This window comes from Oceanispirochaeta sp. M1 (assembly GCF_003346715.1).
In the GTDB taxonomy this organism is placed as follows: domain Bacteria; phylum Spirochaetota; class Spirochaetia; order DSM-2461; family DSM-2461; genus Oceanispirochaeta.
In genome coordinates this window covers 49,476-65,026 of the sequence record NZ_QQPQ01000019.1, presented here as the reverse complement: position 1 = coordinate 65,026, position 15,551 = coordinate 49,476, and the positions used below count along the sequence as shown (strand labels likewise).

The window sequence follows — 15,551 nt, the reverse complement described above, 5'->3', positions numbered from 1 at the left end:
TTATCCTCCTAGAACTGTTTTGCCTTTGAAGACATTTCCTTGATCTTCTCTGCCGCTTTAACTACTTCATCACGGTTGGAAACCTGTGCTGTTCCGACTCTCCACCAGGCTTCATAACCTTCGGTCATGGTTCCGGGCAGGACTTTTATATCAACAAGATTCAGTGTTTCAGACTTCTTAAGCTCGGGGAAAAGAGTTCTGAGTTCTTCTATGGTTCCAGCTTCAAATCCTTTTGCACCGTAGGCACTTGCCAGGGCTGAATAATTGATGGGAAGACACTTTCCGGTCAATCTGTCAGTTGAGTCATCTCTATAACGGAATTCATTGGCAAAACTGGGGATTCCCTGACTTCTCTGCAGATTGTGAATACACTGAAATCCGCTGTTATCAAGGAGAATGATATTGATTTTGATTCCTTCCTGAAGGGCTGTAACAAGCTCGGTATGGAGCATCAGAAATCCGCCGTCTCCCACCAGGGCATAAACTTCTTTCTCCGGTTCAGCCAGTTTGGCACCGATGGCACCTGCAATCTCGTATCCCATACAGGAGAAGGCGTATTCTGCATGATAGGCATTATGAGAGTTTGTATTCCAGACTCTCTGACAGTCACTGGGCAGACTTCCTGATGCTGTTACAACTATGGCATCTTTCTCTACCAGTTCCTGACTCAGAACACCGAGAACACGGGACTGAGCCAGCCCGTCTTCAGGTTCAAGACTGAAGAGTCTTTTAAGTTCCTCCGCCCACTCTGCTTTAGCATCTGTAATCTCTGATTTATAAGACGAGGTATAACCACGTTTTTTCAGTTCAGCAGTCAGCTGCTGGAGGGATAGTTTTGCATCTGCAAAATAGGGGTCGGCATTCATCTTATAGGCATCAAGATCATTGATATTAATGGTTACCATTGATGAATCACTCTTATATGCAGACTTGGAAGATGTACAGAAGTCATTAAGTCTGGTACCGATTCCGAGAATGACATCAGCATCTTTTGCAATCTTATTTGCAGATAGAGTACCTGTCACACCGGCTCCACCAAGATTATATTTATTATCTGCAGGAAGAGTGCTCTTTCCGGCCTGTGTCTCTCCGAAAGGAATATTGAAATCAGTACAGAATTTATCCAGCGCAGCTCCCGCCTCTGAATACTTGACTCCACCACCGCAGATTACGAAAGGTTTCTTAGCGGCTTCAATTTTATCAGCAAGACGTGTAAGAGCTGCATCATCAAGACAGCGGCGCTGGTTGTGATGAACACGTTTCATGAAAAACTCTTCGGGATAGTCATAGGCTTCACCCTGGACATCCTGGGGCAGACAGATAGTGACAGCACCTGTTTCAGCAGGATTTGTAAGGACACGCATAGCATTGATCATGGCGTTCATCAGCTGCTCGGGTCTTACGATTCTGTCCCAGTATTTACTGACGGGTTTGAAGGCATCATTGGCAGTTATATTGTGATCATAACTATTCTCAATCTGCTGCAGAACAGGGTCGGGCTGTCTGTTACCATATGAATCTCCGGGGAGAAAAAGTACAGGGATTCTGTTTGCAGTAGCCGTTCCAGCTGCTGTTACCATATTCAGTGCTCCGGGACCGATGGAAGAAGTAACAGCCATAATCTGCCGTCTTTTCTTCTGTTTTGCAAATCCCATGGCTATATGTGCCATACCCTGCTCACTTTTTCCCTGTATAAATTTCAGAGAATGATCCTTGTCTTCCAGGGCCTCCCCCAGTCCGACAACAATACCGTGACCGAAAATACCGATAACACCTTCTACAAATTTGATCTCTTCTCCATCAAAATTCAAATACTGATTATCCAGGAATTTCACTAGAGCCTGTGACATAGTCAATTTAATAGTTTTCATAACTTCTCCCTATATATTTCTTTCCAACCTAACAGTCGATATTTTTCTTCAGCTGCCGCCTGAACAGCAGCCATTGGTTTTCGTAGTAATTTAACTCTGTCGAATTCATCGGGTTTTGAAAGTACTTCCTCTTTCAGCTCTTTTCCGTAGGCCATTCTCAGAGCCGTTCCTATATTCATTTTCCCGACATTTGTCCTAAGCAGATCTTTGACATCCTGATCAACGATTCCCGATGTTCCATGGATAACCAGAGGAACATCAGTTAGAGCTTCAATGTCTCTGAGACGCTCAAAGTCTATCCTGGCCGACTTTGTCTGCATTCTGTGCAATGAACCCACAGCTACAGCCAGAGCATCTACGGGAGCCTGCCTCATAAATGCAGCAGCCTCTTCAGGAACAGTCAGAATTGATTTTATCTCCTCATTTCTATCCGTATAGGGAACTGATCCGATTTCAGCTTCCACCGATACATTTCTGCTGCGGGCAAGTTCAAGAACACGTTTAGTGTTTTCAATATTATCTGCCAGGCTTAATGCCGATCCGTCATACATCACCGATGTATAACCGGCTTCAACGGCACGCAAAATTTCAGCAAACGTTTTCGCATGGTCTAAATGAATGATCACAGGGACCCTGGTGGATTCAGCCAGAGAGCAGTACAGAGCAGCGCTGCTTCTCAGATCCATATGCTCAATTGCATCCTTATTTGACATAAGTATCACAGGAGCATTAAATTTTTCGGCAGCATCTATTACGGCCTGGGCATCTTCAAATCCGAATACATTGAACCCGGGAACAATTCTCTCTCCCGATGATGCCTCATGGACACAGGCGGTCATATTAACCAGCATGATCAACCTTCTCTGACCTGTAGTCTGAGATGAATGCCTGTACCTCTTTCAGAGTCGGCATTGATTCAGAGCAGTCAGGGCTCTGTACAACTATAGCGGCTGCTCCGGCACCGATCTCCATACCCTCAGCAACAGTTCTGCCGCTGATCAGACCGAATATCAGACCTCCGGCATAAGAATCCCCTGCCCCCATAGTCTTCAGAGGGGTTACAGGAAAAACTGAACCCTTTGTGATATTTCCATCCCCAGTGTAAGCAAAGGAGCCCTTTTTTCCATGTTTAACAATTACGAGTTCTGCCTTATAGTCAAACCAGCGTGCTGCTGTTACCGAATCATCCTTGTTACCGGGATTAGAAAATTTTTCCAGCATGTCATACTCTTCACGGGTACCGATAATAATATGACTCTTTTCTGCAGCCAGAGAGAGGTATATACCGCTCTCTTCTTCTGATTTCCAGGTGTAGTTTCTGTAATCAATATCCAGAAGAACTTTGCATCCGTTTTTTTCTGCATACTCCAGGGCTGCAAAAACAGCCTCCCTGGAGGGACTCTTTGATAGAGCAGTTCCGGAAATCACCAGAAGTTTTGACTGCTTTATATAACTATCATCAATGTCATCAATACCCAGGTTCAAATCGGCGACATTATCACGGTGAAGAATGTAACTGCTGTTTTCAGCAGACATTATCTCCGTAAATGCCAGGCCGTTCATCCCCCCGTCTTTATCAACAATCAGATGTGTGGTGTCTATCCCCTTGGTCTCAAAAAACTTACGGATATACCTTCCATGCTGATCATCAGAAACACGCCCGATAAAACCTACTTTTAGCTCATACTGTGAACAGGCTACAGCAATATTGGCAGGTGACCCGCCTACTGTTTTTCTGAATGTCATGTTTTCTTCCATGGGAACATTCATATCAACAGCATTAAGGTCAATTCCGGCGCGTCCGAGAGAGATAACATCAATTGTTTTATTCTCAGCAAAGTTAAGGGTCAATCCAGTTTCTCCTATCTATCCGGCCAGATTTTTGCACCAGGCTTTTCAGCCCAGAGATGCTGTTCTTCAAAATTGGGTGAGATATAGGGATTATCTTTCAGATGGCGAATAACCCAGAGAAAGTACATTGCATAACCTGGTGCGGCCACCTGAGGATGTACAAGATCCGGTGGGATAATGACTGTATCATTCTGCTCCATGCATACACCTTCATCACCCAGTTTTAAGAGACCGAATCCATTTTCGGGAAGAAATCTGTAAAAATAGATTTCGGGCTGATTATGGGAATGAGAAGGAAAACCTGCCCATTTTCCGGGATAATGAACATCTTCACCAATCATAAAATTTGCATCACCGGTAATGGAAACATCAAGGATTGTTCGAACCAGCCTGGTACCTGTTTCGTTCATGGTTCCCTTGCCCCGGGTCTCTTTTCTAAGCTCTGCCGAGGCATATAGTTTTGAAGGAAAGACCTTTTCATTCTCTGTCTTGTGGACGGTAAACTCAGTATTGTCTTCAAGGCATTTCATGGTGAGTTCAATATTGGGGGGAAGATGAAGGGTTCTGGGATCATCATCATAGAGATTACCCCGCTTCACAATCTCTTTGTTCCCATCCCAGGAGAGTTCAACTTCTCCCTGGAGCAGTAAAAAAATTCTTTCCAGATTTTCATCATTGCTGAAAGTATCACCCTTCATCAATTTGAGAACACCAAAAGTCATCAGCATTTCCGGATTGCTCATTTCTGAAACAATTTCGGTATATCCTTTGGTGAAACCATTTTTATTTCTTATCTTACATTTGCCTTCTAAATCCATTTCTTCTCCTTCCTGAAAGGACAGCTCCATCCTATGATTCAAGATTCAATAATTATGAGCTCTATTAATTTCTGCTTTCTGATGTATTACTATGCTGATCGGAGGCCGCTCTCAGAGCTTTATTCCTCAGTTCTATTCTCAATGACTTCTTTATTCTCACGAAATCGTTCCAGCATTTCTGACACGTGTTTGGCCAGCACTTTCTCAATATTCAGTGTTTTAACACTGGGTCTGTCGTCATCACGTTTTCCATTGGTCACATCATAGGCCTGGGATATCCAGTCAACACATAGGTCCGGTGGAATAATACTTGTATCGAGAATAAGGTCAAACTCGGTCGAATTGTTGTAATCAAAACGAAAATCTGATTCTACAAAGGAACGGCGAACCTTATCATTTTCCCGGACCAGTGTCCGGGCATCCCTATCAGATAAATTACGATCTTCCATGATTCGGTGTACTCTGCAGGATTCAGGAGCCTTGATACGAATATTGATTACATCTGAATAACTGTCGAGGAGTCCAAAACTTCCTCGTCCGGCAATTACAACGTTATCATGCTGTGCAACAGCAAGAATAACCTCAGCCAGAAAATTGATTGTCATTTCACGGTATTCATCATACCTTTCCCGCATACTCGGGATGGTATCATAAATGTTATCAAATTTACTGAAGCCATATTCTTTCATTATCTTTGAAAGATGATTTTTATCTATATAATCATATCCCAGCTTTTCAGCCAGTTTTCTACCGACATATGTCCCCATACTGCCGAGTTTTCTAGAAATTGTAATAACTGCCATAAATGACTCTCCCAGTGCTATAAGCGATCCGTTTATTTATGGATAAATACCTGGACCTTCCTCCCGGAGCTAAGCGGATGAAAGGTCCAGGTAAACAAAGACTTACTTTCTTTTCTGTTTACGGGCATCAATAAGAACAGCAACGACGATAATCACACCTTTCGCAATCTGCTGCCAGTAGGCATTCACACCCAGAAGGTCCATACCGTTATTCAATACACCGATAATCAGAGCACCGATAACACAGAAGGGAATAGATCCGATACCACCGCTGAGGGAAGTACCGCCGATAACAGTAGAAGCAATAGCATCAAGTTCGTAGGAAACTCCGTATGTGGGGTTACCTGCAGAAGTTCTGGCTGTAAGAAGAATTGCAGATACAGCTGTCAGGAATCCGGCATAGGCATATACCTTGACCAGTGTTTTTCTAACATTGATACCGCAGATCCTGGCGGCCTGTTCATTACCACCGATTGCAAAGACATGGCGTCCGAATTTTGTCTTGCTCAATAAGATATGAGACAGTATTCCCATAGCAATATAAATTAAGATCGGAAGGGGAACATTCAGAAAGTTTCCTGTACCGATAAAAGTAAAAGTATCTTTCAAATCACCCACAGGACGTCCCTGTGTAAAGAGTGCTGCGGCTCCACGGGCGACTGTCATCATACCCAGAGTGGCAATAAAGGGCGGGATCTTTCCATAAGCATGGAGTGTTCCGTTTACAGATCCTAAAGCCAGACCGAGGATAAGAGCGATGCCAATACCAAAAGCTATTGGCATAACAACACTGATAGGTTGATCAGGGTTAACTGAGTTCTGTGACAAAGATGCCACAACAACTGAAATCAAGGCAATCATTGAACCGGAAGAAAGATCTATACCAGTTGTAATAATACAAAATGTAACACCCATGGAAACAATACCGATAATAGAAACCTGACGGATTACATTGGTGACATTCCTCATGGAACGAAATGCCGGTGATACTATTGATAAAATCAGACACATTCCAATAAAAATAACTACGATTCCATATTTACTCATGAAAGCACCTATTGAGGGCCTTCCTAATGTATTTTGCTGAGTCATGGTCTACAAAACCTCCTTAAGAATTACAGCTGTTCGCCAGTGGCAAGCTGTAGTATTTTTTCCTGTGTTGCTTCATCCCGATTAATTTCACCGGAATATTTCCCTTCATGCATGACCATAATTCTGTCACTCATGGAGAGTATCTCGGGCATTTCAGAAGAAACCATTATGATACTTTTACCCATTTTTGCGAGCTCACCGATCAGTCGATGAATCTCGGATTTAGCACCCACATCGATACCCCTGGTGGGTTCATCAAGAATCAGAACTTCCGGTGTTGTCAGAAGCCAGCGCGAAATCAGTACTTTCTGCTGATTACCACCTGATAGATTCTTTATAAGCTGTTCCAGGGTGGGCGTCTTGATTGAAATAGCCTCTCTCTGGTCCTGGCAGTTTTTCTTTATTTTCTTAGCATCAAGAAGTCCATGCTTCAGATAAGTGCTCACATCGGGCATGATTATATTGTCTTTGATGGACAGTTCAGGAAAAATACCTGTCTGCTTCCTGTCTTCCGTTACAAAGGCAATACCATGATTGATGGCATCAATAGGTTCTTTAATATCAACCTTTACTCCATCCATATATATTTCACCGGATTCTGCGGGTACAAAGCCGAATATGGCTTCCATAACCTCTGTACGTCCGGCACCCATCAGCCCGGCAACTCCCAGAACTTCTCCCTGTCTGAGTTTAAAACTGATGTTTTCAAACTTTTTAGATAGAGTCAGATTCTTAACCTCAAGAACTACTTCACCGATTTCGACAATTTCCTTATGAAAAAATTCATCCATAGATCGTCCGACCATCATACTGATCAGACTGTCCTTGTTAAAATTTTCAATCAGATCTGAACCGATATACTCACCATCCCTGAGAACAGATACTTCATCACAAATGGAGAAAATTTCATCCAGTTTATGTGATATATATATGATAGCGATTTTTTTCTTCTCTTTAAGATCTTTGATGATCTTGTAGAGCTTATCAATCTCTTTTTCTGTTAAGGCGGAGGTTGGTTCATCCATGATAACCAGATCCGTGTTATAGGATACAGCTGTTGCAATAGCAACAAGCTGAGCATTTGCAATACTTATTTCAGACATCATAACCGTGGGGTCGATATCTATTTCTAATTCATCAAACAGGGCTTGAGTCTCTTTTACCATCTGTTTCTGATTTACAAGATTAAAACCACGTCCCGTAGTGATCTCTTTACCTAAAAAAACATTACTGGCAACGGTCAGATTCGGCACAGGGCTTATTTCCTGGGGAATCATACTGATACCACCGTTAAGGGCATCAATAGGGCTTTTTACCACATAGGGACTGCCCTTAAAAATTACTTCGCCCTCATCAGGCTGATACACACCATAAAGGATCTTCATCAAAGTGGATTTACCCGCTCCGTTTTCACCCATAAGAGCGTGTACGGTTCCCTTTCTAATAGAAAGATCAACATTTTTTAATGCTTTTACACCCGGAAAGGATTTTGAAACACCTCTCATCTCCAGGACATTTTCCGTACTCATAAAGACTCCCGCTTCTTAAATAACTTACGTCTTATTAAAGCGAGGGGAGCGAAAATCGCTCCCCTCTTATTCAAAAAAAAATATTATTTATATTCACTCATATTTGCAGGATCAACAGTTTCAAAGGGAATCCAGTCCCACTTTTCAACACTCTCACCTTTTGCCAGTTTATATGCAGCCGCTGCACCGTTGTATCCCTGGGCATTCATGTTCTGGAATACTGTTACATCCAGACCTTTACCAAGATACTCAAGAGCATCGGGAGTGGCATCTACACCGGCGATAATGATATCTGCATCCGCAAGGTTTGCACCTTCAGCAGCCAGAAGAGTTCCAATAGCCATTTCATCATTATTACAGAGGATAGCGTCAAGATTAGCACCGCTCTGAATCCAGTTTTCCGCAACCTGCATTCCTTTGGCTCTATCCCAGCTGGCTACAGCGTCCATGACGATTTCAATATTGTCGTATTTAGCAAAGACCTGCTTATTACCTTCAGTTCTCATACGGGCAGCTTCATGTCCCAATGGTCCCATCAGGATACCGACTGTTCCACCCTCGGGCTGCATGGCTTCGGCAACCCACTCGGCCTGAAGAATACCTGCCTGAATTGATTCAGAACCTGTATATACATCAAACTCATTATGAAATTCTTCAGCGGGCATTCTGTTGGCAATTACCAGTTTTACGCCATCTTCTTTACATTTCTTGAAAACAGGCTTCAGTGCAGAAATATCAACAGGTACAATCAGAATAGCATCGACACCCTTAACCAGAAGTGTTTCAACCTGATTCAGCTGAACTGCGGGGTCATCTTTTGCATCTGTCATAATAATTTCTACATCATCATATTCAGCATCAAAAGCGCGAACTCCGTCTTGAAGATAAGTTTGTCCTTTATCAGAAAAACTACTCATTGCAGCACCAATTTTCAATGTTTTGCTTTCCTGACCCTGTCTCCCAGTGACTACAAAAACAATAGATACGATGAGCACAACCAGTACTGCAACTCCTATTATAATTTTCTTATTCATAAAAAAATTCCTCCGTTTTTTTGTTATCTGAATGCGACAAAATCCCACAATTCAAACAAACGTTTGCTTCATTATTAAACGACTTCAGGAATTTGTCAAATAATTTCTTTGTGAATTTCCAAACTTTCTTTCCAAGACATCAAAGTTAATTAGATCAACCCTTCAATGAATCAATAAGATATCCATGGCTATTCCTGAGATCTTCCAATGTCCCGGCTGAATTTTTAGGATCTCGCTCCTGTTCGATTGTCACCCATCCATCATATTTCATGCCGTCCAGAGCAGAAAAAATAGAATTATAGTCTACACACCCTGCACCGATTGAGCACATGACACCCAGATTACAGGCATCGAAAAAGCCCATATTTTCACTTAATGCTCTTTCATAAACAGAAGAATTTATATCTTTAAAATGTACATATTCCAGTCTTGAGGACAATTTTGTAAGAACTTCAGCAGGATTGTCACCTGCATAATAAAGATGACCTGTATCGAGACACAGCCCTGCAATATCTTCTGAAATATCATTCAGGAATCTATCAGTTTCATCCATAAATTCTATATAACCCCCCGCATGGGGATGAATTACAGGTCTGACCCCATACTCTCCGGCAACCTTCGAAATCACTTTAATATTATCCATCATCTGCTTCCATTCATCGGCTGGCAGCCTGACTGCCGATTCCGAATGACCTGCAGTAGTATTCCTTACGTCCTTAACAGAATCGATAATAACAAGATATCCGTTCTGTTCTCCATCACAAACCCTGGACATCAGACTGCAGATACCCTTTGTCTTCTGTGTCAGAGCCTGCAGATCTGCGGTGGCTGTAAGATTGTCATAGATAGTACCGGCAATAAGCTCCAGACCCCTGAAATCAAGATTTTTTTTTAACAGAGCTGCTTCAGTGGGCAGGTAACCATAGGGTCCCAGTTCAACAGCTGTAAAGCCTGATTTCCCTGCTTCATCCAGCACCCTTTCCCAGGGGGGATTATTTATGTTATCAGGGTCTTCGATACCCCAGGAACAGGGTGCAACAGCTAAATTTAATTTCATATGATTCTCCATATCAAAACAAACGATTGCCCTATTGTTGCCTGATTTCGCACCTCTGTAAACAAAAGATACGCAAATTCATGCATTTACATGATTTTTTGTCACTGATTTAGCTTTACATCACTGTTAAAATAATAGAACATTGTCGAATGGCGAAAATAACTATAAAAGATATTGCACAAAAACTTGGCCTTAATTTTTCCTCTGTATCCAGAGCACTTAACAACAAACCGGGTGTCAGTGAAGAGACCCGAAAACTTGTAATGGAGACCGCAGAAAAAATGGGATACCATCCCAACGTAATTGCAAGAGGTCTTGTAAGCAATGAGACAAAGACAATCGGTATTCTGATGCCTGATATTATCAATCCCCTTTTCGGAGAGATCACAACAGCAATTATTGAAACTGCAAATGCCAATAATTACGATGTATTCCTGTCTATTTCAAACTGGAGCAGTGACAAGGAAGTTGACAATATTCATACTATTCAGCAGAAACAGGTTGATGGGATTATTGCAAAATCCATTGGTGAGCGAAGTACCAAAATGCTTGAAGATGTGAATGTACCGGTAATCGGATATGAAACCTGGATGATGAGTAATAAATTCAGCTCGGTCAGTGTAGATAATAAGAAAGGTGGAACTATTGCTGCTAACCATCTGATTGACTGTGGATACAAAAAGACCGCCATATTACACGGTCCCTGGAAATCCAGTGCCGGAATATATAGACGAGACGGATTCTATGAAGCCTATGAAGAACACTCTCTAAAATTTGATGAATCACTGCTTTATATCGGTGACTATAATATTAAAAGTGGATACAACATGGCAAAACAGATGTTTAGAGAACACTCAGATATCGATTCTGTATTTGCAGGGAATGATGTTATGGCACTTGGTGTTCTACAGTTTCTTGCCGAAAAGGGGATAAAACCCGGAAAAGATTTCGGTGTCATAGGTTTTGATAATATCAGCTTTTCACACCTTCCTCAAATTGAGCTGACAACAATCAAACAGCCTAAGTACAGCATAGGCAGGATAATGACCAAACTTGTACTTGATGAAATTAAAAATAAGAATGAAGGCAATAAGACCCTGCCCCAGAGAATATTGCTGGAACCTGAACTTATTGTAAGAAATACAACCTGTAAAAGATAAGACTCTCCTTTTTACCAATTATATAAAATGACCCTGACACTATTCTCCAGGGTCATTATATATATTAACAATTAATGGGCTTTATAAATTGGCTTCCGCAATGGCTGCCAGCTCGGGAGCTTTCAAACCATTTTCCTTCAATAGGAATTCATGATCACCAAGTTTCTGAAACTTATCTCCAAGACTGGCAATGATCTGTTTGGGAGTATTGGAAAATCCTGCCTTATACTCTGCAACTGCGGCACCCAGTCCTCCAATGGAACTGTGCTCCTCAACTGTAAGAATCAGCTTATTATCAGAAAAAACACTGTCCAGAATATCAGTATCCAGTGGTTTTACTGTATGCATGTCTATGACTCTTGCTGAAATACCCTTTTCCTGAAGAATATCTGCTGCAGAGACAGCCTCTGCAAGGAGCGAACCGCTTGAAATAATGGCCACATCCTTACCAGGTCTGTATTCAATGGCTTTACCAATCTGAAAGTCAAAATCCTCAGAGTAAAGCACCGGATATCCGGGACCTCCTGTGAGGCGCATATATACGGGTCCATCATGTTCAGCTACTGCATAAAGAGCCTTATACAGCTGCAGAGGATCAGAAGGGGAAATAACTGTAAAATTAGGAATTGCCCGGGTAACTGCCATATCGTCCATTGCATAATGTGTATTCCCCAGAGGTCCGAATCTTACGCCTGCTTCAATGCTTATGACTTTTGCATTCAAATTCATATAACCCATGGTAACGCGCATCTGTTCAGCCGCCCTCATGGGGACTATCGCAGCCAGGGCTACGGCGAAGGGAAGAACTCCTTCCACAGCCAGTCCGGCTGTGAAGTCGACGAGATTCTGCTCGGCTATCCCCACATCGAAAAACCTGTCGGGATAAGTATCTCTGAATTTCGTAAGACGTGCGGTTGGTGTTAAGTCAGCAGTTACTGTACACAACTCGGGAATATCTGCAGCCATCATGACCAGAGTATCTCCCAGAACTGTCCGATGTCCTGCGTTTGACCATTCCTGAAGTTTATCTAAAGGCAATTTGCTCATTCTATGTCTCCTATCTGACCGGGCTGCATCTCAGCACCGGCGGTTAATTTATGAAGGGCCGTCTCTCGGCCCCACTCCCCTGAGGGGTCATCGAAGCTATGCGTCTGCCAGCTCGGAAACAGCTAGTTCGTAATGCTCCTGGTTCATAGAACAGGCATGCCAGTTCAGGCTGCCTTCCATATAGGAAATACCTTTCCCCTTTATTGTATTGGCAATAATCACATGAGGTTTTCCGTTCTTCGAATCCTTCATCTGCTTTAGGGCGGCAATCATTGAGGCAACATCGTTGCCTTCTTCAACAACCAGAACTTCCCATCCTACAGCCTTCCAGAGAGAGATCAGATCCACATCCATGATGTCACTGGTTTTACCTGCGAGCTGAACACCATTCCTGTCGACGATGGCCACGAGATTATCCAGCTTATTCTTTCTGGCATTCATAGCCGCTTCCCAGATAATTCCTTCATTGCACTCGCCGTCACCCACAAGGCAGTAAACCTTATGATCTTTTTTCTGGATTTTGGCTGCCTTAGCCATTCCACAGGCTACGGAAAATCCATTCCCAAGGCTTCCTGAAGAAACTTCGATCCCGTGTTTCAGATTTCGACTGGGATGACCTGACAGATAACTGCCGTCACCCTTGAAGGTATACATATCATCTTTCGGAATATAAGTTGCCTCGATAAGGCCCGCATAATAGGAGAGACAGGCATGTCCCTTACTTTGAACAAAACGGTCACGCTCGGGCATTTCCGGATTTTCAGGGTCATGGTTCATCACCTTGAAAAAAAGGCTGGCTATAATTTCTATACTGGACATGGCAGGACCAAAATGAGCTCCCCGGCCCCGGGCAGCATACCCCATCTCAATTACATCACGCCGCATCTCCACAGTTTTCTGCTGGATTTCTTCAATCGTATAATCTTCTAACATTCCGATTTACTCCTTACTAATTGTATAAAGATGCCCGCTGAACTGACCATCAGGGATTGCCCCTGCCTGGAATTTAGCAAGCTCTATCATTTTCTGTACATCTATATTCATCTCATAGCCCATTTCACAAAGCATATGAACCAGATCCTCTGTAGCAAGATTCCCTGAAGCTCCCGGTGCAAAGGGGCAGCCCCCCAGTCCTCCCAGAGTGGATTGAACCTTATCTACACCACACTCGATGGCAGCCAGAGTATTTACCATTCCCATATTACGGGTATCATGAATATGAACCAGCAAATCCAGCGAAGGGTATTCTTCCTTAACAGCCTTGATAATTGTTCTTACCTGAGCCGGATTGGCCATACCGATAGTGTCGCAGAGATTAACTGTCCTGATGCCGCTCTCAACATAGGGTTTGAGAAAGGGCAGTACATCTTCTGCAGTTTTCATACCCTCAAAAGGACAGGCAAAGGTGGTTGCCAGATCTAGACAGATATCCAGCTCTGGATACTCAGAAATAATCTTTTCAAATTCTGCAAATGATTCATCATGGGATCGTCTGATGTTTGCCTTATTGTGACTCTCACTCAGGGAAACGACATAGGAAACTTTTCTGAGACCTGCGTCCCAGGCAGCAGCGGCACCCCGCAGATTGGGAACAAGTGCAAAAAAATCAGCATCCTTATGATTTGCAAGACAGTATTCTGTCAGCTCCCTGGCTTCTCTCATCTGAGGGATTGCTTTAGGACTCACAAAGGATGTAATCTGAATATGTTTTATTCCCGCCCTAAGGAGTCCCTCAATAATATGGATTCTGGTTTCCAGAGGAATATATTCTTTAACATTCTGAAACCCATCTCTTGGACCGACTTCATGGATCTCTATTTTATTCATACTTTTTTCTCCAGCATCGAACCTTCGTCCTTCAATCTTCGATACCACTCAAAGGCATCTACCGGAAGCTGAGGATGGTGTCCGCCGCACAGTTCTTTTGATTTATTGAGATAAGCGGATAACTGCTCTCTATAAGTTTCAGACGCGCAGTTTCCGATAATAGCTTCCGCCCGTTCCAAGTCATCCAGACCGCGGAGATCGGCAATGCCGTTCTCTGTTACCACCACATCAATATCGTGTTCGCTGATATCCTGATGGGAAACCATTGGAACAATCCCGGAAATAGCACCACCCCTGGCGACAGAAGGAATCAGTAAGATGGAAAGTCCCGCATTCTGAGCAAAGCCTGCTCCCCCGCCTATCCCATTCACTACCCGGCTCCCTGCGATATGGCTGGAATTAACATTGCCATAGATATCTATCTCAATCCCCGTATTCAAAGCAATAAGCCCCAAACGTCCGATTATTTCTGCTCCGTTTGTAATATCACCGTTGCGAATAACAAGTTTGTCTGAAAGATCAGGAGTATTTTCCAGAATCTCAATGACCCTGTCACTGATTCCGATTCCTCCAGTGGATACGGCCGCAGCCTTACCTGAAGCCAACAGCTCCAGAACCGGCTCAGTCACACCACCACAGAAAAATTCAAGATTCTCGAATTTTGAATGCTGAAAGGCATGGGCAATTGAATCTGCTAATCCACCGAACCCAGTCTGAATCGGGGGAAGATCAGCTTCGTATTCCTTTTCAAGAAACTCAAACAGACAACCGGCTATTTTATTCGTAAGCTCGGTCCCCTTCGCCTGGGCAGTCATCCGTTCGGGGATAGAAGTTTCCACAATGCCGCTAATTTTTGAGCTATCCACCGGAATAGCACCCTGTCCGATTCTCTGTCCGGTTCTCAGCAGTGGGATAGGTCTTGTTTCAGGAGCCGGTGCAGGAATATGGAGATCATGAAGCTCTTTCAGGATTAGCGGTTGAGCCGAATTGATCTCCACGATAATTTCTTTTGCAGCATCCATCAGATAGTGAGTCATGCCTATAGAGCTGGAAGGAATAAGATTGCCCTCTTTATCAAACCCCAGGGCTTCCACAACAGCAACATCAATACTTCCGAAACTTCCACTCTTCAGAAGACGGGGCATTTTGCACATCTGCTGCTCCACATAATTCAGGGAACCATTATTCGCCTGTGATGAAAGAGCTCTTCCGGCAACCATAGGGACTCTCCGTTTAACAATGCCCTCATTGCCGAGCTTTTCATCCAGCCAGGGTACGTTGGCCCCGGTAATCAGCTTAATGGAGAGATTCTCACCAGCCTGTTTCCGTTTCACAAGTTCTTCCGGGATAGCTTTGGGATATCCCGCCATGGCCCAGCCACTCATGGCTATGGTCATACCGTCTTTGATGACAGACGCGGCTTCTTCGGGAGTAAGTTTTAAACTCATCACATCCATAGATT

The 15,551-nt window shown here is 43.3% G+C and carries 14 protein-coding genes; 1 reads left to right on the top strand and 13 read right to left on the bottom strand.

All coding sequences use genetic code 11. The features are described 5' to 3' along the window. Positions 1 to 8: 8 nt before the first annotated feature. The 9 genes from iolD to DV872_RS14610 all read right to left on the bottom strand — a co-directional run bounded on the left by iolD (position 9) and on the right by DV872_RS14610 (position 10,055). A complete protein-coding gene (gene iolD / locus DV872_RS14650; RefSeq protein WP_114630697.1) occupies positions 9 to 1,871 on the bottom strand; it encodes a 3D-(3,5/4)-trihydroxycyclohexane-1,2-dione acylhydrolase (decyclizing) in 1,863 nt (620 codons plus the stop codon). Further along, positions 1,868 to 2,722, bottom strand: coding sequence for a class II fructose-bisphosphate aldolase (locus DV872_RS14645; RefSeq protein WP_114630696.1), 855 nt, complete (start codon positions 2,720 to 2,722; stop codon positions 1,868 to 1,870). The genes iolD and DV872_RS14645 overlap by 4 nt, the downstream gene beginning before the upstream one ends. After that, positions 2,712 to 3,722: a 5-dehydro-2-deoxygluconokinase gene (gene iolC, locus DV872_RS14640; protein WP_114630695.1), complete on the bottom strand. Its 1,011-nt coding sequence runs from the start codon at positions 3,720 to 3,722 to the stop codon at positions 2,712 to 2,714. Before iolC ends, DV872_RS14645 begins: the two co-directional genes overlap by 11 nt. A gap of 11 nt (positions 3,723 to 3,733) precedes the next feature. After that, the gene (locus DV872_RS14635; RefSeq protein ID WP_114630731.1) at positions 3,734 to 4,540 is read right to left on the bottom strand and encodes a 5-deoxy-glucuronate isomerase; all 807 of its coding nucleotides are present in this window, start codon (positions 4,538 to 4,540) and stop codon (positions 3,734 to 3,736) included. Between the two features lie 119 nt (positions 4,541 to 4,659). Continuing rightward, positions 4,660 to 5,343, bottom strand: coding sequence for an AAA family ATPase (locus tag DV872_RS14630; protein ID WP_114630694.1), 684 nt, complete (start codon positions 5,341 to 5,343; stop codon positions 4,660 to 4,662). Positions 5,344 to 5,445: 102 nt separating this feature from the next. After that, positions 5,446 to 6,435, bottom strand: coding sequence for an ABC transporter permease (locus DV872_RS14625; RefSeq protein WP_171832106.1), 990 nt, complete (start codon positions 6,433 to 6,435; stop codon positions 5,446 to 5,448). 23 nt (positions 6,436 to 6,458) lie between these two features. Next, positions 6,459 to 7,964 carry a sugar ABC transporter ATP-binding protein gene (locus tag DV872_RS14620; RefSeq protein WP_114630693.1) on the bottom strand — a complete coding sequence of 502 codons (1,506 nt, stop codon included), beginning with the start codon at positions 7,962 to 7,964 and terminating at the stop codon, positions 6,459 to 6,461. An 83-nt stretch (positions 7,965 to 8,047) separates the two neighbouring features. Further along, on the bottom strand, positions 8,048 to 8,998 hold the full coding sequence (locus tag DV872_RS14615; protein ID WP_114630692.1) for a substrate-binding domain-containing protein: 951 nt from the start codon (positions 8,996 to 8,998) through the stop codon (positions 8,048 to 8,050). 154 nt (positions 8,999 to 9,152) lie between these two features. Next, positions 9,153 to 10,055, bottom strand: a complete 903-nt coding sequence (locus DV872_RS14610; RefSeq protein WP_114630691.1) for a TIM barrel protein — start codon at positions 10,053 to 10,055, stop codon at positions 9,153 to 9,155. A 149-nt stretch (positions 10,056 to 10,204) separates the two neighbouring features. Here DV872_RS14610 and DV872_RS14605 point away from each other — a divergent pair, with 149 nt between their 5' ends. Next, positions 10,205 to 11,215: a LacI family DNA-binding transcriptional regulator gene (locus DV872_RS14605; RefSeq protein WP_114630690.1), complete on the top strand. Its 1,011-nt coding sequence runs from the start codon at positions 10,205 to 10,207 to the stop codon at positions 11,213 to 11,215. Between the two features lie 81 nt (positions 11,216 to 11,296). Here the strand turns inward: DV872_RS14605 and DV872_RS14600 are convergent, their stop codons facing one another. From DV872_RS14600 to DV872_RS14585, 4 genes are all read right to left on the bottom strand, one after another. After that, positions 11,297 to 12,262, bottom strand: coding sequence for a transketolase family protein (locus tag DV872_RS14600; protein WP_114630689.1), 966 nt, complete (start codon positions 12,260 to 12,262; stop codon positions 11,297 to 11,299). Between the two features lie 96 nt (positions 12,263 to 12,358). Beyond that, entirely contained in the window at positions 12,359 to 13,195 is an 837-nt protein-coding gene (locus DV872_RS14595; RefSeq protein WP_114630688.1) for a transketolase, read from the bottom strand. A 6-nt stretch (positions 13,196 to 13,201) separates the two neighbouring features. Further along, on the bottom strand, positions 13,202 to 14,089 hold the full coding sequence (locus DV872_RS14590) for a hydroxymethylglutaryl-CoA lyase (RefSeq protein ID WP_114630687.1): 888 nt from the start codon (positions 14,087 to 14,089) through the stop codon (positions 13,202 to 13,204). Further along, entirely contained in the window at positions 14,086 to 15,546 is a 1,461-nt protein-coding gene (locus tag DV872_RS14585; RefSeq protein ID WP_114630686.1) for an acetyl-CoA hydrolase/transferase C-terminal domain-containing protein, read from the bottom strand. The genes DV872_RS14590 and DV872_RS14585 overlap by 4 nt, the downstream gene beginning before the upstream one ends. Positions 15,547 to 15,551 lie beyond the last annotated feature (5 nt).

Bases quoted from the DNA above. Each gene is read 5' to 3' on its own strand.
- iolD (WP_114630697.1), bottom strand. From the start codon at position 1,871: ATGAAAACTATTAAATTGACTATGTCACAGGCTCTAGTGAAATTCCTG.
- DV872_RS14645 (WP_114630696.1), bottom strand. From the start codon at position 2,722: ATGCTGGTTAATATGACCGCCTGTGTCCATGAGGCATCATCGGGAGAG.
- DV872_RS14635 (WP_114630731.1), bottom strand. From the start codon at position 4,540: ATGGATTTAGAAGGCAAATGTAAGATAAGAAATAAAAATGGTTTCACC.
- DV872_RS14630 (WP_114630694.1), bottom strand. From the start codon at position 5,343: ATGGCAGTTATTACAATTTCTAGAAAACTCGGCAGTATGGGGACATAT.
- DV872_RS14625 (WP_171832106.1), bottom strand. From the start codon at position 6,435: ATGACTCAGCAAAATACATTAGGAAGGCCCTCAATAGGTGCTTTCATG.
- DV872_RS14620 (WP_114630693.1), bottom strand. From the start codon at position 7,964: ATGAGTACGGAAAATGTCCTGGAGATGAGAGGTGTTTCAAAATCCTTT.
- DV872_RS14615 (WP_114630692.1), bottom strand. From the start codon at position 8,998: ATGAATAAGAAAATTATAATAGGAGTTGCAGTACTGGTTGTGCTCATC.
- DV872_RS14610 (WP_114630691.1), bottom strand. From the start codon at position 10,055: ATGAAATTAAATTTAGCTGTTGCACCCTGTTCCTGGGGTATCGAAGAC.
- DV872_RS14605 (WP_114630690.1), top strand. From the start codon at position 10,205: ATGGCGAAAATAACTATAAAAGATATTGCACAAAAACTTGGCCTTAAT.
- DV872_RS14600 (WP_114630689.1), bottom strand. From the start codon at position 12,262: ATGAGCAAATTGCCTTTAGATAAACTTCAGGAATGGTCAAACGCAGGA.
- DV872_RS14595 (WP_114630688.1), bottom strand. From the start codon at position 13,195: ATGTTAGAAGATTATACGATTGAAGAAATCCAGCAGAAAACTGTGGAG.
- DV872_RS14590 (WP_114630687.1), bottom strand. From the start codon at position 14,089: ATGAATAAAATAGAGATCCATGAAGTCGGTCCAAGAGATGGGTTTCAG.
- DV872_RS14585 (WP_114630686.1), bottom strand. From the start codon at position 15,546: ATGGATGTGATGAGTTTAAAACTTACTCCCGAAGAAGCCGCGTCTGTC.